At 46.7% G+C, this 18514-nt stretch carries 13 protein-coding genes, 1 tRNA gene and 1 riboswitch; all 14 genes read right to left on the bottom strand.

The features are described from left to right. Positions 1-64 precede the first annotated feature (64 nt). Positions 65-2089, bottom strand: a complete 2025-nt coding sequence (ftsH, locus tag ACESON_RS11060; RefSeq protein ID WP_373109836.1) for an ATP-dependent zinc metalloprotease FtsH — start codon at positions 2087-2089, stop codon at positions 65-67. A 191-nt stretch (positions 2090-2280) separates the two neighbouring features. Continuing rightward, positions 2281-3723 carry an amidohydrolase gene (locus tag ACESON_RS11055; RefSeq protein ID WP_177959347.1) on the bottom strand — a complete coding sequence of 481 codons (1443 nt, stop codon included), beginning with the start codon at positions 3721-3723 and terminating at the stop codon, positions 2281-2283. Positions 3724-3912: 189 nt separating this feature from the next. Continuing rightward, positions 3913-4689 (bottom strand): ATP-binding cassette domain-containing protein, encoded by a 777-nt coding sequence (locus ACESON_RS11050; protein WP_177959346.1) that lies wholly within the window; start codon positions 4687-4689, stop codon positions 3913-3915. Then, positions 4673-5458, bottom strand: a complete 786-nt coding sequence (locus ACESON_RS11045; RefSeq protein ID WP_177959345.1) for an ABC transporter permease subunit — start codon at positions 5456-5458, stop codon at positions 4673-4675. The genes ACESON_RS11050 and ACESON_RS11045 overlap by 17 nt, the downstream gene beginning before the upstream one ends. A gap of 125 nt (positions 5459-5583) precedes the next feature. Next, positions 5584-6534, bottom strand: coding sequence for a transporter substrate-binding domain-containing protein (locus ACESON_RS11040; protein ID WP_177959344.1), 951 nt, complete (start codon positions 6532-6534; stop codon positions 5584-5586). A gap of 198 nt (positions 6535-6732) precedes the next feature. After that, positions 6733-8370: a Na+/H+ antiporter NhaC family protein gene (locus ACESON_RS11035; RefSeq protein ID WP_373109834.1), complete on the bottom strand. Its 1638-nt coding sequence runs from the start codon at positions 8368-8370 to the stop codon at positions 6733-6735. A gap of 141 nt (positions 8371-8511) precedes the next feature. Beyond that, positions 8512-8682, bottom strand: a riboswitch (Lysine riboswitch). A 115-nt stretch (positions 8683-8797) separates the two neighbouring features. After that, positions 8798-9463, bottom strand: coding sequence for an HAD-IA family hydrolase (locus ACESON_RS11030; RefSeq protein ID WP_177959343.1), 666 nt, complete (start codon positions 9461-9463; stop codon positions 8798-8800). Between the two features lie 11 nt (positions 9464-9474). Then, entirely contained in the window at positions 9475-11445 is a 1971-nt protein-coding gene (locus ACESON_RS11025; protein ID WP_177959342.1) for a fructose-specific PTS transporter subunit EIIC, read from the bottom strand. 268 nt (positions 11446-11713) lie between these two features. Then, the gene (gene pfkB / locus ACESON_RS11020; RefSeq protein WP_177959341.1) at positions 11714-12616 is read right to left on the bottom strand and encodes a 1-phosphofructokinase; all 903 of its coding nucleotides are present in this window, start codon (positions 12614-12616) and stop codon (positions 11714-11716) included. A 351-nt stretch (positions 12617-12967) separates the two neighbouring features. Beyond that, entirely contained in the window at positions 12968-14326 is a 1359-nt protein-coding gene (locus tag ACESON_RS11015) for a sodium-dependent transporter (protein WP_177959340.1), read from the bottom strand. A gap of 101 nt (positions 14327-14427) precedes the next feature. Further along, positions 14428-15258, bottom strand: coding sequence for a purine-nucleoside phosphorylase (locus ACESON_RS11010; protein WP_177959339.1), 831 nt, complete (start codon positions 15256-15258; stop codon positions 14428-14430). Between the two features lie 76 nt (positions 15259-15334). Further along, a complete protein-coding gene (yaaA, locus tag ACESON_RS11005; RefSeq protein WP_373110108.1) occupies positions 15335-16117 on the bottom strand; it encodes a peroxide stress protein YaaA in 783 nt (260 codons plus the stop codon). 44 nt (positions 16118-16161) lie between these two features. Continuing rightward, positions 16162-18264 carry a glycogen-debranching protein gene (locus ACESON_RS11000; protein WP_373110106.1) on the bottom strand — a complete coding sequence of 701 codons (2103 nt, stop codon included), beginning with the start codon at positions 18262-18264 and terminating at the stop codon, positions 16162-16164. Between the two features lie 178 nt (positions 18265-18442). Beyond that, positions 18443-18514, bottom strand: a tRNA-Gly gene (locus ACESON_RS10995).

Below are 18514 nucleotides of genomic sequence, written 5' to 3'. Positions count from 1 at the left end.
CTTCCCACGATCCCTGACCGTAGGAAGCAGCCGCCCCTTTTAGAGAAACTATAACACTATATTATCATTCATTTTCTTCCTGAGACGCTGATTCTTCTGTTTTCTCCGGCTCTTCGATTGTCTCAGATTTCTTCGTTATCACCGGTTCTTCTGCTGCCTGCGGCTCTTCCACGATTTCCGGTTCCTTTCCACGGTTTAAAATCTCCATAAATTCCTCTCCGGTAATGGTCTCTTTTTCCAGAAGATACGCAGCAATTTCATTCAGCTTTCCTGCATTAGCCTTTAAAATATCCATGGCCTTTGCATACTGCTCCTTCACAATCCTGATTACTTCTTCGTCTACCATACGGGCCGTCTCTGGAGAACAGGTCATAGACGTATCCGAACTCAGATAAGGATTATTCACCGTTTCCAGCGCAACCATACCAAACTGATCACTCATGCCGTACCTGGTTACCATGGCTCTGGCAATTCTGGTCGCCTGCTCAATATCATTGGCCGCACCTGTCGTGATAGAGCCAAACATAAACTCCTCTGCCGCCCGTCCGCCGGTGAAGGTGGCTATCTTATTGAGAGCCTCCTCCTTGCTCATCAGGAACCGCTCGCCCTCGTCCACCTGCATGGTATATCCCAATGCACCAGAGGTTCTTGGAATAATGGTAATTTTGTGAACTGGCGCACTGTGGCTCTGACAGGCCGCTACCAGAGCGTGACCTACCTCATGATAAGACACAATCCGCTTCTCATCTACAGAAACGCCGGAATCCTTTTTCTGATAACCGGCAATTACGACCTCTACACTCTCCTCTAAGTCTGCCTGACTGACTACGCTGCGTCCCTGACGAACCGCCCGAAGCGCACCTTCGTTTATAATATTGGCCAGCTCTGCACCACTGGCGCCTGAGGTAGCCCGGCCAATGGCATCGAAATCCACGTTATCAGAAAGCTTAACCTGCTTTGCATGAACCTTCAGAATCGCCACACGGCCCTTCAGATCCGGCAGTTCCACAGGAATTCTCCGGTCAAAACGTCCCGGACGAAGCAAAGCCTTATCCAGAGACTCCGGACGGTTAGTGGCAGCCAGAATCACAACGCCCTTCTTGCCGTCAAAGCCATCCATCTCTGTCAGCAGCTGATTTAAGGTCTGTTCCCGCTCGTCATTGCCGGAAAATCCTCCATTGTCACGCTTCTTTCCGATGGTATCAATCTCGTCAATAAACACAATACAGGGAGCCTTCTCATTGGCCTGCTTAAACAGATCGCGAACCTTTGCCGCACCCATACCTACAAACATCTCTACAAATTCCGAACCGGAAATGGAGAAAAACGGCACATGGGCCTCTCCTGCCACAGCTCTTGCCAGTAAGGTTTTACCAGTTCCGGGAGGGCCTACCAAAAGCGCGCCCTTCGGCAGAGTTGCTCCGATATCCGCATATTTTTTCGGATTGTGAAGGAAATCCACAATCTCCTTTAAGGCCTCCTTGGCCTCCTCCTGTCCTGCCACATCCGCAAAGGTCTTTCCCGTCTCATTTTCCGCATAGATCTTGGCATTGGACTTTCCAAAGGTCATGGCATTGCCCATGCCTCCGCCCATTTTTTTCATCATTATGCGGCTGAATACCTGCCCCATCACCAGCAGCATCACAAAGGGAAGAATCCAGTTAAACAATATATTCTGCAGGGGCGATGCCTTTGTAGGAATCGGCTCTGTAAATGTAACATTTTCTGCCCGCAGACGATTCAGCAAATCCGGATCCGGCCAGGCTCCTGTCTTAAACAGCTGTACATTCTCCGCCCGCATCTGCATCTGCTCAATTAAATCAAACATGCTGCCACTTCCCTGGGCGCTGTCTGTGGGAAGCTCTGTTTCTGTCCAGAAGGTAATCTGATCATCCGTCCTGTTTACTCCCTTTACAATGCCCTGATCCAGCATATCCAGAAACTGGTCATACGTAACCTCTGTTACCTGCCGCTCGGTCAGAGAAGGAAATACCAGCACATTCAATAAAAGTAATACAATTAAAACAATACCATAATAGTATAAAATACTTTTTGGCGGCCGTTTAGGCTCATCATTTTTCATACCCATATGTTAATCTCCTTTTCCATATAACTATTCTATAAATACAATTACTTTCTGAATAGTCTAACATTAAGTATACAACAAAAGCGAGGGTAATGTAACCCTCGCTTATAAAAACTTTCTAAAGTTGGCATAAAAATTGTGTAACAGCTCCGGACGGCATTTTTCCACCGTCCAAAGCTGCTGTCCCTTGTGTTTTAGTCGGGAATTACCGGAACTGCATCTGCCGGAATCGGAGATACAAATCCATCTGCTGTCCGTTTTTCAAATTCCTCTCTTGCCTCTTTGAGAAGCTCCTCGTGATTCATCAGATCGATTGCCGCTGCTGCCAGCACCTTTCCCGCATGAACGGCTGCCTTGTGGCCAATCTCCGTTCTGTCACAGGATACATTCTGCCAGCTGTGACCGGGACAGCCATTCGGCCATGCTGCCACATGAATCTGAGCCGTGGGCGTCAGCCAGCTTACATCTCCCACATCCGTAGAACCCGGCTGAAAAGCATCTTTTTGATAAAGCGGAGCCAGAAAACCGTTCATTTTATGTCCAAAAGCCTTCTGCATATCCTTTACTGCTTCAAATGCTTCTCTGTCATTGGCTGCAGCTACTCCCGGCACCTTATCGCTTCCCGGATAGGTTGCTGCCAGCTGATCCGCATAGGCCAGCTCCTCCTCTGTATAAGAAGGAACTCCCAGCTCCCGATAATTCTCATAGAGAACCCGCTCCAGAGCAAAGTTGCTCACTGTGTCAGAAAGTCCGTCAATAAACTTCCGTTCAACGGTCGTCTCTGTCATCAAAGCTGCTCCCTCTGCAATTTTGTCTACTCTCGCCTGAAGCTCCACCGCCTCCGCTACATGATTCGAACGAACCATATAAAGCACAGACGCTGTAGGCTGAACTACATTGGGACTGCATCCGCCTGCATCTGTAATCGCATAATGGACACGAGCCTTATCACTCATGTGCTCTCTTAAAAACTGTACGCCAATATTCATCAGCTCTACTGCATCCAGGGCGCTTCGACCCTTTTCCGGGGCTCCTGCCGCATGAGAAGCTACTCCCGTAAACTTATACTGTACCTGAATACAGGAATTAGAAGATCCTGTAGCTACCTCATTCACATCCTCGGGATGCCAGGTCAACGCTGCATCCAGGGCTTTCCAGACACCGTCTCTGGCCATAAATGCCTTGGCCGCTCCTCCCTCTTCTCCAGGGCAGCCGTAAAGCACTACGGTACCAGGCTTTCCTGTCGCTTCCAGATAAGCCTTTACCCCCAAAGCAGCAGCCATAGCGCCTGCTCCCAGAAGATTGTGACCGCAGCCATGACCACAGCCGCCTGCCGTCAGTTCCTTCTTCTCCAGACTTCCGCCTTCCTGAGATAATCCGGAAAGAGCATCGTATTCTGCCAGAAATCCAATCATCGGGCGTCCCTGTCCATAGCTGGCGGAAAATGCCGTCTCAATACCGCTGATTCCCTTTTCCACCTGAAATCCTTCCTTTTCCAGCACCTCACAATAAAGAGCAGCTGACTTTACCTCCTGAAGAGAAAGCTCTGCATATTCCCAGATATGATCTGCCACATCTCCAATCAGTCCGGCCTTTTCTTCGATTGCATTTACTGCATTTTGCTTTTCCTGTGTCATTCTGTCATACCTCCATTTATCTTTTTGTCATTTTCCTGATGCCTTTGTCAATATTCCCGTCATATCCACGAGAGCAAACTGCTGCCATTCCTAAATTTCATAGGTCCATTTTCCCATGATATGAAATAAATCGCCCGGTTCCTGTATGATAAGCCGGACGATTCTTTGAACTTCTTTCTGCTATATCTTTTACAATACCTTTGCCAGAAAATCCTTCAATCGGGGGTTCTGGGGATTTTCAAAGATCTCCTTCGGTGTACCATGCTCCAGAAGCTTTCCATCTGCCATAAAGAGAACCCGGCTTCCCACCTCACGGGCAAAGCCCATTTCATGAGTAACTACCACCATCGTCATGCCCTCCTGGGCCAGTTCCTTCATAACATCAAGAACCTCACCAACCATCTCCGGATCCAGAGCGGAGGTAGGTTCGTCAAACAGCATAACCTCCGGCTCCATAGCCAGAGCACGGACAATGGCTACTCGCTGCTTCTGGCCGCCGGACAGCTGAATCGGATAGGCGTCTGCCCGATCCTTCAGTCCAACACGGTCCAAAAGGGCCAGAGCTTTTTCCTCTGCCTCTGCGCGGCTGATATTCTTTACTTTCATAGGCGCCAGAATCATATTTTCCAAAATGGTCATATGAGGGAAAAGATTAAAATGCTGGAAAACCATACCCATTTTCTGGCGCAGGCTGTCCACATCCAGCTTGACAGTCTTTCCCTCGTTATTTTTATATTTTTTCTTAGTCAGATCCACCCCGTTGAAAAGGATGGCTCCTCCTGTCGGCTCCTCCAGAAGATTCAGACTTCTGAGGAAGGTGGACTTTCCGGAACCGGAAGGACCAATGACTGCAATCACATCCCCCTTATTGATATCAACTGTCACTCCGTCCAGAGCCTTAATGGCGCCGCCCTTATACCATTTTTTTAAATCCGTAACCTGAATCAGACTATCTCTTGTCGCCATGGCTCATTCTCCTTTCAAAGTATGCAATCAGCTTAGAAGCCGGGAAGCACAGACAGAAATAAATTGCTGTAGCTACCAGGAGCGGCTCAATAATAACAAAGGTCGCGCCCTTTACTGCATTTACTGCAGACATAATGTCCTGCACACCGATGGTGTAGGTAATCGCGGATTCCTTAATAATAACAACAAACTCATTGGCAATAGCCGGAAGAATATTCTTCAGCGCCTGAGGCAGAATAATATACCGCAGGTTCTGTACCTGGGAAAGCCCCAGAGAACGGGCTGCCTCTGTCTGTCCTCCGTCAATGGACTGGATACCGGCGCGGATAATCTCGCACAGATAAGCGCCGGAGTTCATGCCCAGAGCCACAACGCCCGGGAAAAACCGGTCAAATTTAATAAATCCAAACATCTTAAAAGCCGGAAGGTCAATGATGCCGAACACACCATAATAAATAATAAATACCTGAACAACTACGGGAGTGGAACGAAGAATTTCCACATAGGCTGTTGCCAGAAATGCCAGAGGATTAAAACGGCTGACAGCTGCAAGAAAGCCTTCCTCCTTCTGATGGCCGTCCTTATCAAAGCCAAGAGCCCGGAAAGGGCGTACATTGGACATCCGCATCAGCGCCAAAACCAGCGCGATACAGAAACCAATCATTACGGTAAATAAAGAAAGCAGCACCGTAACCAGCAGTCCCTGTCTGAACAGCTCGGCATAAGGCACGATTTTGGAGAAATTACTCCATTTGATAAATTGATCCATAGTATACTCCTTTCATGGGGATCCTGACCGGCGGCAAGACTCTTTCTTACACACCAAAAGGCCGCCGGCCTTTTCCCTGTCCGGGAAAACCGGCTGCCTTCACTATCATTCTGAGTCAGCTCAGATTACTGCTGAATATTGCCCTCTGCATCCAGAAGACCTTCATACTTCTCACCAGATGCCTGCTCATTTGCCTCAGCAATGAACTTCTCCATAGTACCATCCTCCAGAGCCTTTGCAATCGAAGCATTTACTGCCTTTAACAGAGACTCATTGTCTTTGCATACACCAATTGCAGATCCTTCAGACTCATAAGGAACTTCTAATACCAGTTCCAGCTCCGGATAGTTTTTCTGATAACTTACAGCTACATCTGTCTCAATATAAGCTGCATCCATCTTTCCAGTCAGCAACTCGGAAATAATATCCGTAACCTTCGGAAGAGCAACAATATCTGCATCCGGGCTGTTTGTCTGTGCCAGATCCATCTGGATAGAACCGGTCTGTGCACCAACAGAAACCTCCGGCTTGTTTACAGCTTCAAAGCTGTTGAACTTCTCAGCATTTGCCTTGGTAGTAACCAGAGACTGTCCGCCCATGTAATACAGATCAGAGAAATCCATAATATCTGCACGCTTGGGATCCGGAGAAAGTCCTGCCATGCCCAGGTCAACAGACTTGGTGGAAAGCTCGCTTAATACGCCGTCAAAATCAACGGTAACTACCTCCAGTTCCAGTCCCAGGTCATCTGCGATGTACTGAGCCAGAGCCATATCGAAGCCGGCCAGCTGAGGAGTTCCATCCTCGCCGATTGCATAAAACTCATAGGGAGCAAAGTCCGGGCTGGTAGCCACAGTCAGCTTACCCTCGTTTACTGTTGTAACCTCAGCAGCAGCCTCTGCGGCGCTCTCTCCCTCTGCTGCAGTCTCACTTTCCTCTGCCTCTGCAGAAGTCTCAGCTGCAGTAGTTGCAGCCTCTGTTGCAGCTGCGGTAGTCTCTTTTTCTCCTCCGCCGCAGGCAGTTAAAGAAGCAGCCATAACAGATGCCATAGCAATAGCAAACATTTTCTTTTTCATAATTACATCCTCCTCATATTGCATATATTCATTTAACGTGAATATTATGCATAAATATTAACCTCTCAATAGTTATTCATTATACTCATTTTCTCAAATAAATCAAGTCTTTTTCTTTCAAAAATTCGTATTTTTTTTCGATTTTTTTGCATAAAATGCAAAAAATGCAGGAATCCTGCATTTTTCTGCACATTGCTTTTATTTTTCTTCTGTAATCGGTTCGGAAACAAACATCCGCACCAGGACCAGAGTTCCCAGCATCAAAACAAATCCTATCGGCAGACAGATCCACGGATTCTGTACAAAGCCGGCAATCACATAGGTGACAAAAGAAACTACTGCAGCCAATACCACATAAGGAAGCTGGGTCATCACATGGTTTACGTGCTCACACTGGGCTCCTGCAGAGGCCATGATAGTGGTATCGGAAATCGGAGAACAGTGATCTCCGCAGACCGCTCCTGCCATACATGCAGAAATAGAAATCGTCATCAGCTCCGGATTGTTGTTTTCAAATACAGCAACTACAATCGGAATCAGAATGCCAAAGGTTCCCCAGGAGGTACCGGTTGCAAAGGCCAGGAAGCATCCCACCACAAAAATAATTGCCGGAAGGAAGTTTAACAGAGAGCCTGCGCTGACCTTTACCAGGTTAGCCACATACACATCTGCCCCCAGACTGTCCGTCATTGCTTTCAGGGTCCATGCAAAGGTCAGAATCATAATAGCCGGAACCATAGCCTTAAATCCATCCGGGATACATCCCATACAGTCATTGAAGGTCATAACATGACGAATCTGATATAAAACAATCGTAATCACCAGAGCAAAAAAGCTGCCCAGGGTCAGTCCCAGAGATGCATCACTCTGAGAGAAGGCTGTTACAAAATCAGTTCCAGAGAAAAATCCGCCGGTATACAGCATACCGATAACACAGCACACAATCAGGGCTCCGATAGGAATGAGAAGATCCAGAACTGTTCCCTTTGCCGCCACAACCATATCGTTGGAATCCTGATAAGGACGTCCCTCTGTGGTATACAGATCTCCCTTCACTGCATTTTTCTCATGCTTTGCCATCGGTCCGAACTCTTCCTTAAGCAGAACCATTGCAATCATCATCACAATGGTTAAAATGGCATAGTAGTTGTAGGGAATGGCCCGGATAAACATAGAAAATCCATCCTCGCCCTCTACAAAGCCTGTTACTGCAGCTGCCCAGGATGAAATCGGAGCGATAATGCAGACCGGAGCTGCTGTTGCGTCAATCAGATATGCCAGCTTTGCTCTGGACACCTTAAATTTGTCTGTAACAGGACGCATTACGCTTCCTACAGTCAGACAGTTAAAATAGTCGTCAATAAAAATCACCACGCCCAGAAGAATCGTAGACAGCTGGGCTCCTACACGGCTCTTAATCCGCTTTGAGGCAAACTGACCAAAAGCAGCAGAACCGCCTGCACGGTTCATCAGGCCTACCATTGCTCCAAGAATTACCAGGAATACAAGAATTCCCACGTTGTAGCTGTCGGACAGCACACCAATCACGCCATTCTCAAACATATGGGTAACTGCCACTTCAAAATTCATTCCGGAATACAGAATAGAACCTACTAAAATTCCCACAAACAAAGAGCTGTATACCTCCTTGGTAATCAAGGCCAGCCCAATTGCCACGATCGGCGGCAGAAGCGCCCATATCGTTCCGTATGCCTCCGGAACGTACTCTGCAGCCGCCTCTTCTGCCCCGAAAGCAGCAAAGGCAAACATCAGCGTCAGAATCAGCGCTGCTGGCAGCACCATCTTCCATTTTGCATTTTTCCTCATTCCCTGCATTTGTAACCTCTCCCTTTCTTTTCTTTCTGGTAACAAACCATTCTGAATTGTTTTATTTCGAATAAAAAACACCACAAACGGCAGTTTTTTCTGAAAAGCGCGTTTGTGGTGTTTCAAATCTTTTGAAAAGTATTACTTAACAGCACAGATAGCGCTCCACGTATCGTGACAGTATGCCGCATCTTCTGCGTCATCCCAGAATCATCTGCCTGGACTGGCAAATCATCCTTCGGCGGTATCCCCTTTCCCTCAGGCGGCTGTCCTGCCTTTTTTGCCTTTGGTACTGATGAATCCCGCGCCTCTATCATGTTATCTCTGTTTCGTCTGCGGAAACAATTTATTCATTTCCGCTATTGTACCATGTCTTTCTCATAAAAGAAAGAGGGTTTTTATTTTTTCCTGTATTTTCGTGGTTTTCCATTAATTTTTATGCTTTTTTCTCAAGAATCTGTCCGAAAACCTCATCTGGATGACTGATAATATGCTGGGGATGGAAGCTTTCCAGCTCCTCCCTGTCCCGGAATCCCCAGGTAACGCCTACCGTCTGAAGACCGGCGCCCAGTCCTGTTTTCATATCTGTGTTGGTATCACCGAAATACAGGCACTCCTCCGGCTTTACTCCAAACCTGTCCAGAATCAGCTTTACACCTGCAGGATCCGGCTTTCTGGGAATTCCCGGCTGTTCTCCTGCCACATAGTCAAAGTATCCTGGCCCAAATACGGTTTCAATATTTTCTACGGTTCTGGGATGCGGCTTATTCGACAGCACTGCCGTCTTGATTCCCCGTTTTTTTAATTCCTCCAGAAGTTCGCAGATGCCGTCATAGGGATGCACCCCGTCCATGCTGTGTACCGCAAACAGCTCCAGATAAACCTTCAGACTTTCTTCATAATGCTCCAGCTGTTCATCTCCTCTGTAACGGAGCACCCGCTCCATCAAAAGCTTGTATCCATCACCTACAAACTGCCGGACATGGTCTTCATCCACTGGCTCATAGCCAAAATGCTCCAGGGTCAGATTCACCGTCAAAGTCAGGGCTTTCAGGGTATTTAGCAGCGTTCCATCCAAATCAAATATGCAGCAGCGAATCATAAGACTCTCCTCTATTCTTCTATATTTTTCTTCAGTGCTGCAAGTATTATACATCCAATTACTGAACCGATCAAGACCGCTGCCAGATATCCCAGAGGATTTCCAATCGTGGGAAGAACAAACAGTCCGCCGTGAGGCGCCCGGAGGGTGCATCCCAGAAACATGGACAAGCCCCCTGCTGCTGCAGAACCGATCACGCAGGATGGAATGACACGTAAGGGATCCTGAGCTGCAAATGGAATGACGCCTTCTGTAATAAAGGACAGTCCCATGATATAGTTGACCAGGCCAGACTGGCGTTCTTTTTCGGTAAATTTCTTTTTAAAGAAAGTGGAGCACAGGGCAATGACCAGCGGCGGAACCATTCCTCCTGCCATGACAGCTGCCATAACCTCAAAATTCCCCTCTGCCAGCTGTGCTGTGCCGAACACATAAGCTGCTTTGTTCACCGGGCCGCCCATATCTACAGACATCATACCTGCCACTACCATACCCAGAATCACGCGGCTGGTTCCTCCCATGCTGTTTAATGCATTTGTCAGGGCATCGTTGATCATACCTACATAGGGATTAATAAAGGTTGTAACGACTGCGGTAATAAAAACACCCAGTACCGGATATAAAAGCACCGGCTTAATTCCCTCCAGAGACTTAGGAAGCTTTGACAGCAGTTTTCTTAAGCCTACCAGAATATATCCTGCTGCAAAGCCTGCAAACAGCGCTCCCAGAAATCCTGCGTTTACATCTCCGCCTGCAGGATTTCCAAAGGTCATACCCATTTTTGCCACCAGACCGCCCACAAAACCTGCTGCCAGTCCAGGGCGATCTGCAATGCTCATGGCAATGTAGCCTGCTAGAACCGGAAGCATCATGCCAAAAGCCTGTTCTCCTACGGTCTTTAAATATGCTGCCAGCGGTGTATTCTTACCAAAATTTGCCGGATTCATTTCATAATCATCAAAGAGGAATGCCAGGGCAATCAGAATACCTCCGCCAATGACAAAGGGAAGCATATGGGAAACGCCGTTCATGAGATGCTTATATATCTGACGTCCCAGGCTATCACTGCTGCCAGAACCTCCCCGTTCACTTTCTCCGACACTGCCGCTGTGATGGTATACGGGAACGGTTCCGCTGACTGCCCTCTTTACCAGCTCCTCGCCATGATGAATTCCCTCTGCTACCGGAACCTGGATCAAAGGCTTTCCGTCAAAACGGGCCATTTCTACATTTTTATCTGCTGCGATAATAATACATTCTGCATTTTTGATTTCCTCTGCTGTCAGCACATTATCTGCGCCTGCAGAACCGTTTGTTTCTGCCTTTAATGGAATTCCCAGCTTTCGTCCCATATTTTCCAGGTTTTCCGCTGCCATATAAGTATGGGCAATGCCTGTGGGGCAGGCAGTTACAGCAAGAACTCGATATCCTGACTGTGGCGGCATCGGCTCTGTCCCTGCATCCTTCTGCGCTGCAGCATCCTGAGATTTTTGAGATACCTGCTCCTCCTGTTTCTTTGCATAGCGGGCATTTTCCGTATCATCAATAATCTGAAGAAACTCTTCTTTTGTCTTTGCTGCAATCAATGCATCCTTAAAACCAGGGTTCATCAGCAAGGTGGACAGCTTGGACAGTGCCTCCAGATGAGTATCCGCCTCTCCGTCCGGAGCTGCAATCATAAAAATCAAATTGGCAAGAGAACCGTCAAATGCCTCATAGTCCACTCCTTCTGGAACTGTCACTGCTGCCAGTCCCGGCTCCTTTACTGCAGCAACCTTTGCATGGGGAATGGCAATTCCTTCCCCGATGGCTGTACTTCCCAGAGCTTCTCTCGCCAAAATTCCTTCTTTGTATCCTGCTCTGTCATTGAGTCTTCCGCCCTGCTCCATCAGGCCTGTGAGGCAGTCAATAATTTCGTCCTTCGATGATGCTTTCACGCCAAGAGCAATACTCTCAGGCTTTAAAAGCTCTGTAATCTTCATTCTCATTTCCTCCGTTCAATTTTTACACAGAATTTCCATTCCCTTTTTCTGTGTTCCCTGCGCCTATCCCCTGCACACAATTCCGATCGCTCCGCTTTCTCTGAATCTTCCGCTTCCAGTCTTTTCCGGAATTGCTTCCCTCTGTACAGGCCTTTGCGCCCTTCCTCTTTCTCCAGCCCTATGCGTCCTGTTTTACAGAAAATGCCGTTCCGAATACTTCTCCCCTTTTCTTCTTTCCGAAACTTTCTGTACTCCCGCTCCAAAAGCCCTAGATCTCTTTATAAAGCTTTTGAATATATTCTCCTGACGCCAAATCATCAGAAAATGCCGTAGCGCTTCCTGCTGCCGTTCCCAGCTTCAGCGCCTCCTCATAATCTCCTGTCTTCAGATATCCGGCTATGAAACCGGCCACCATAGAATCTCCTGCTCCCACAGAATTCTTCACCTTTCCCACAGGAGGCTTTTTCTTATATATTTCACCGTTTTCCGCAATCAGAACAGCTCCGTCTCCAGCCATAGAAATCAGAACGTTTCCCGCGCCCCTTTCCTGCAGGATTCTGGCATAATGAATGATTTCTTCCTCTGATGTAAGAACTTTGCCAAACATCTCTCCCAGCTCATGGTTATTGGGCTTAATCAGGAAAGGATGGTATTGCAGCACATTCAGAAGCAAATCCTTTGTGGCATCTACCACAATCCTGATTCCTCTCCCCTCCAGACGTGCCATGATCTCCTCATAAATCCGGTCACTTATAGATGCAGGAATACTTCCTGACAAAACAAGGACATCTCCTTTTTTCAGTCTGTCCAGCTTCTCAAAAAGCTGCTGCACCTCTCCCGGCTGTATTTCTGGTCCCATTCCATTGATTTCCGTTTCCTCTTCTGCCTTCAGCTTTACATTAATCCGCGTCATGCCCTTTTCCACATGAATAAAATCCCCTGCAAAGCCAAGACCTGCCGCCCCCCGTTCAATTTCCGCTCCAGTAAAGCCTGCTACAAAGCCCAGGGCTGTATTTTCAACCCCCAAACGCGCCAGAACCGTTGATACATTGATGCCCTTGCCTCCATAAAATATATGCTCCTGTACGGTTCTGTTTACCTCACCCAGCACAAATTGATTTACCCGGACAACATAATCCAAAGCCGGATTAAACGTTACTGTGTAAATCACATGTCATACCTCCTATTTTTTATGAAATATATTTTCATTGCCTGTGATAATCATATTATGATTTTTATATTTCGTCAATATCTTTTTTCGTAAAATTATTTTTCTCGCTCATTTTCAGCAATTACTCTAAAAGCTTTCATCTTGTTTTGTCTAATTTTCACAGGTTTAAAAAGAAGTTCGCTTGCGAGCTTCTCCGCCTGCGGCGGGTCGCTTCTGCGACAAAATTCTCTTCCGCCCCATGGCGATCCTCGCGGAGCGTCTTTATGTCATAGGGCGAACTTTCCTATGACATAAAATGCGGCGTGGCAAATGCCACACCGCACAATAATTCTTATATTCTTTTTGTTTTCCTTATAACAGTCCCTGCAGAAGCAGTACCAGGATCATAACTGGAAGTACCAGGGTTACATACCACTTCATCCAGGGTGCAACCCGGATTCCTGTTCCCTGATTGGCTTCCTCCCGGTATTTTTCAAAGCCCCATCCATAACGGTTGGTACAGAATACCAGATAAATCAGAGAACCAATTGGAAGCAGCAGGTTGCTGACGATGAAATCCTCCAGATCCAGAACAACGCTTCCCTCTCCCATAGGCTGAAAACCTGAAAGCAGGTTGGGACCTAAAGCACAGGGCAGAGAAAGCAGAATAATCAGCACCAGATTGATATAAGCGGACTTCTTTCGATCAATTTCAAACAGCTCCATATCACATGCAATAATATTTTCAAACACTGCAAGCACTGTGGAAAAAGCTGCAAAGAACATAAACAGGAAGAACAGGGTTCCCCACACGCGTCCGCCTGACATGGAAATAAATACGTTGGGCAGTGTAATAAAAATCAGGCTGGGACCACTGTCCGGATTTACACCAAAGGCAAAGCAAGCTGGGAAAATAATCAATCCAGCTGTAAACGCTACAAAGGTATCAAGAATTGCCACATTTACTGCTTCTCCCAGCAGAGTATGCTCCTTCTCCAGATAGCTTCCGAAAATAGCCATCGCACCAATACCAAGACTCAGAGTAAAGAAGGACTGATTCATGGCTGCGACAATGACATTTCCAATTCCCACTTCCTTCATTTTTGCAAAATCAGGATACAGGTAGAACTTCAGACCCTCGGTACCGCCCTCCAGAGAAATACCGCGGACAGCCAGAATCACCATCAGGCACAGAAGGCACAGCATCATGTTCTTTGTGATCTTCTCAACTCCGCTCTGCAGTCCCCTGGAGCAGACAATAATTCCCATAATGACAACTACAATCATCCAGAACACATTGGTTCCAGGGCTTGCTAACATCTCACCAAAAGATGCGTTCACCATTTCTGAGGTCATTCCCGTAAACTTGCCAGTCAAAAAGCTGTAAAAATAATACATCATCCATCCGGCAACAGTGGTATAGAACATCATCAGAACATAGTTTCCAAACAGCGCAACATAGCCGTGAAGATGCCATTTGCTTCCCTTCGGCTCCAGCTGCTGATAAGCCTTAACCGGGCTTTTCCGGCTGGCGCGTCCTACTGCAAATTCCATAGAAAGAACCGGAACTCCCATAATAGCCAGAAACAGTACATAAAACAGAACAAAAGCGCCTCCGCCGTTCTGTCCTACTACATAAGGAAATCTCCATACATTTCCGATTCCAATTGCGCACCCTGCTGAAAGCAGCAAAAATCCCAGTCTTGACTTAAATGTTTCTCTTTGTTTCATTTGTAAATTCACCTACCATATTCCATTAATTTCCCGCAGCAATTCCAGAAAACCATTCTCCCTGAATTCCCGCAATTTCTGCAAAGCTTCTGCGAAAGCTCTTACATTCTTCCCATGCGTGTAATCGAAGCTGTAATCAGCTTCTTAAACAACGGAGCCACGCGATCCGCCGTCTCTTTTACCTCTTCATGACTCAAAGGCTGCTCTGACATTCCGCATCCCAGATTGGAGATACAGGAAATACCGCAGATTTTCATTCCCATGTGATTGGCCGCAACTGCTTCGCAGGCAGTACTCATTCCCACTGCATCTGCCCCTAAAATCCGGCACATCTTCACTTCCTTCGGTGTCTCATAATTGGGTCCTGTCAGCTGAATATAGGTTCCCTCCTGCAGATGGACTCCCAACTCCTCTGCCGTCTCCCTGAGAATCCGGCATAAATCATGGTTGTAAATCTGGCTCATGTCACAGAAGCGTTCTCCCAGCTCCTCAATATTCGGACCGATTAACGGCGACGGAACAAAATTGGAAATCTGATCCGTAATCATCATAAAATCTCCAACATGGAAATCATAATTGACCGCGCCGGACGCATTGGTCAAAAACAGGATCTCCGCACCCATCATTTTCATCAAACGAATGGGAAGCACTACATCTTCCATAGCATAGCCTTCATAGTAATGAACCCGTCCCTGCATAATCACTACAGGAATTTCATTTACATATCCGAATACAAAACGTCCCTTGTGTCCGCTTACGGTTGATACGGGAAATCCTTCAATATCATGATAATCCAGAAAAGCTTCTGCCTGAATCTCATCTGCATAATCACCTAACCCGGAACCCAGCACCAGGGCTACCTTGGGTCGAAAGGGAATTCTGTCCTGAATACTCTGATAACAGGCTGTCAGTCTCTCATAGGCTTTTGTCATTCTTATCCTCCTCCTTTTTATACTATCCTATATCTTACCTGCTTCCTGCGATTTTATCAATCTGAAAATGAATTTCTCATGATTTTCTTTTTGTTTTTTTCTCCGCAGCAAAGACCCAGACGGAAGAATCCGACAGATTTTCTATATACCGATATCCCATCCAGTCAAAATTCTTTATCTGCTCCGGAGCTGTCACCTGATTTTCAGCCATATACCGAACCATAGCTCCTCTGGCCATCTTGGCTGCAGTGGCTTTGACCTTTACTCCTGGCATTTTTTGCCCGCAGCTTCCCTCCTCCTGTTCTCCAAAAACGCAGGTAATCATGCTTACCTCTTTTGTCAGCCAGGGTTCTATGGCTTTGCTGTATTCTTTGGATGCCAGGTTGATAATCGTATCTCCCGGTCTTGCTAAAATCCGGTATAAATTATCTCCCCAATATTCATACAGCGTCTTCCACTGCCATTTCATTTTTGCCTGCATTTCCAGGCGATAGGGAACAACACCGTCAAAGGCCCGTAAAATCCCGTAGAATCCTGACAGAATATAAAGATGATTCTTCAGATATTCCAACGAATTCTGATCCATTACACCGGGAGCCATAGTCTGATACTGAATTCCTTCATACGCAATCACCGCCGGTGTCAGCCTATTCCGAAGATTCATGTTTTTCAGACGTTCTGTATTTTCCTGGACAAGCTTATCATTGCACTTCCAGATCTCCTTTAAAGCTTCCGGCTCCAGACTCTGAAGATACTCCATAATCTGCTCTGTCTGTTCCAGCAGTAGCGGCAAGGATACCTCTTCTGGAAAATCATCGTCGATTCTCATTTTTTTCGCCGGTGAGATCATTATTTTCAGCATTTTTTCTCTTTTCCTCTCTAAACAGAAAATCCTCGAGCTGTTTAATATTTTTTCACATGGAAAACGGCAACCGTTCTCGGCTTCATAACAAAGCTTCCCTCAATCCGCCGCTCCTCATGCTCTTCGTAAAAATATCTTCCATTCTCATCTCCATAAGTATTGACGCTGAGATACCAGTAGCCTGCCCGGTTTGTTTTCGGAAGTGTAATTTCCACATCCTCCCAGTAAGTATTAATGGCAAGATAAACAACGTCATCCTGGCCTTTTTCTTTATCATAGCCTGCAAAGCTGGTGGCAAATACTCTGGTGTCCCGTGGAATATTTACCCGATCTGCATTGACATCATGGGCGTGAAGCGCATCCATACCGCAGACTGCCCGCGGAAGTTCCTTACGGATGACCGGATGACGGAACCGGTACGCAATCATGAACTTAAAGAATTCAAACAGATCCCGATTTTTCTCCAGATAGGTCCAATCCAGCCAGGATAATTCATTATCCTGGCAATATCCGTTGTTATTTCCAAACTGCGTATTTCCAAATTCATCGCCGGCCAGGAACATTGGAGTTCCCCGGCTGCACATCAAAACTGCACAGGCATTGCGAATCATACGGAACCGAAGTTTTAAAACCTCCGGATCCTGAGTTTCTCCCTCCGCACCGCAGTTCCAGCTCCGGTTGTCATTGGCTCCATCTGTATTGTCCCATCCATTATTTTCATTATGTTTTTGATTATAAGAATAGAGATCGTACAGGGTAAAGCCATCATGGCAGGTAATAAAATTCACGCAGGAATTGTATCCGGCATAATTTCCATGAGAGTTGCCTTCCCCGTACAGGTCACTGGAACCGGCTACGCTCCAGGCAGCCTCCCAGGCAAGCCAGCAGTCTCCCTTCAGATACCCTCTGATCGCATCCCGGTATCTTCCGTTCCACTCAGCCCACCGCTTTCCGGCGGGAAAGCTTCCTACCTGATACATACCGCCTGCATCCCAGGCCTCTGCAATCAGTTTTACATTGCTTAAAATCGGATCATAGGTTAAGGTCTGAAGCAGCGGCGGATTGTTCATGGGAGAACCGTCCTCGCTTCGTCCCAGAATACTGGCCAAATCAAAGCGGAAGCCGTCTACCCGGTAGCTGATGGTCCAGTAGCGGAGACAATCTGCAATCATCTGACGGACAATAGGATTGTTGCAGTTCAGAGTATTTCCGCAGCCGCTGAAATTATAATAGTTGCCATCCGGTGTCAGCATATAATACTCATTGTTATCCAATCCCTTAAAGCAGAATGACGGTCCCAGTTCATTTCCTTCTGCTGTATGATTAAATACTACATCCAGAATAACCTCAATGCCATTGTCATGAAGACTTTTTATCAGCTCCTTCAGTTCCGTTCCCTCATGATTGTATTCCTCCGCTGCCGTATAGCTGCTGTTTGGTGCAAAAAAACCAACTGTATTGTATCCCCAGTAATCCAGAAGAGTTTTTCCATTTACCTCTCTGGCATTCATAGTTTCATCAAACTCAAAAATAGGCATCAGCTCTACTGCATTGATTCCCAGCTCCTTCAGGTAGGGGATTTTCTCCTTCAGTCCGGCAAAGGTTCCCTTCTGACGCACACCAGAGGAAGGATGCTTTGTAAATCCACGTACATGCAGTTCGTAAATTACCAGCTCGTTCAGTTCCTTTTTTGACTGCGGCATGGTTCCCCAGTCAAATACATCCTTTACAACCCTTGCATGATAATGTTCCTGACTCTGAGAGCCCCAGGTACCCTGCCCTGTTACTGCTCTTGCATAGGGATCCAGCAAAATATTTTTTTTATCGAACAGCAGTCCCTTTTCTGGATCATAAGGTCCATCAATCCGATAAGCATATTCGAACTCCTCTACCTCCAGTCCGAAAACCATCATGGAATATACATCACCGATTTTGTACTCCTCTGGAAACTGCAGGACGGCATAGGGTTCTTCCGCTCCCTTTCGAAACAGCAGAAGCTCGCAGGAGGTTCCTCCGTGGGTATGAATGGTAAAATTGACTCCGCTGGGAAGCGGCATGGCTCCAAAAACATCAAACAGTCCTGGCCTTACCGGAAATCCTTCAATTTCCCCCAGGGGAGAAACAGACACGGAATAATCTAACATAAAATTCTGATTACATGTTTTCACAATGTGACTCCTTCTTCGTTTTGTATTTTCACTTCCTTATAAACTTTATTTTCTTAATTTTATTTTTTAACTATATCATATTGACGGCAACATTGCCACAAAAACAAAAACAGCGGAAGTCTTGATTTACAAAGACTTCCGCTGCAAATAAAAGAGCGCGAGACGGGACTCGAACCCGCGACCCCGACCTTGGCAAGGTCGTACTCCACCAACTGAGCCACTCGCG

The organism is Lachnoclostridium sp. Marseille-P6806 (assembly GCF_964238185.1).
Taxonomy (GTDB): Bacteria; Bacillota; Clostridia; order Lachnospirales; family Lachnospiraceae; genus Brotaphodocola.
Note: the sequence above shows the minus strand (reverse complement) of the source record. Positions and strands in the feature narration are given on the sequence as shown.

Bases quoted from the DNA above. Each gene is read 5' to 3' on its own strand.
- ftsH (WP_373109836.1), bottom strand. From the start codon at position 2,089: ATGGGTATGAAAAATGATGAGCCTAAACGGCCGCCAAAAAGTATTTTA.
- ACESON_RS11055 (WP_177959347.1), bottom strand. From the start codon at position 3,723: ATGACACAGGAAAAGCAAAATGCAGTAAATGCAATCGAAGAAAAGGCC.
- ACESON_RS11050 (WP_177959346.1), bottom strand. From the start codon at position 4,689: ATGGCGACAAGAGATAGTCTGATTCAGGTTACGGATTTAAAAAAATGG.
- ACESON_RS11045 (WP_177959345.1), bottom strand. From the start codon at position 5,458: ATGGATCAATTTATCAAATGGAGTAATTTCTCCAAAATCGTGCCTTAT.
- ACESON_RS11040 (WP_177959344.1), bottom strand. From the start codon at position 6,534: ATGAAAAAGAAAATGTTTGCTATTGCTATGGCATCTGTTATGGCTGCT.
- ACESON_RS11035 (WP_373109834.1), bottom strand. From the start codon at position 8,370: ATGCAGGGAATGAGGAAAAATGCAAAATGGAAGATGGTGCTGCCAGCA.
- ACESON_RS11030 (WP_177959343.1), bottom strand. From the start codon at position 9,463: ATGATTCGCTGCTGCATATTTGATTTGGATGGAACGCTGCTAAATACC.
- ACESON_RS11025 (WP_177959342.1), bottom strand. From the start codon at position 11,445: ATGAAGATTACAGAGCTTTTAAAGCCTGAGAGTATTGCTCTTGGCGTG.
- ACESON_RS11015 (WP_177959340.1), bottom strand. From the start codon at position 14,326: ATGAAACAAAGAGAAACATTTAAGTCAAGACTGGGATTTTTGCTGCTT.
- ACESON_RS11010 (WP_177959339.1), bottom strand. From the start codon at position 15,258: ATGACAAAAGCCTATGAGAGACTGACAGCCTGTTATCAGAGTATTCAG.
- ACESON_RS11000 (WP_373110106.1), bottom strand. From the start codon at position 18,264: ATGTTAGATTATTCCGTGTCTGTTTCTCCCCTGGGGGAAATTGAAGGA.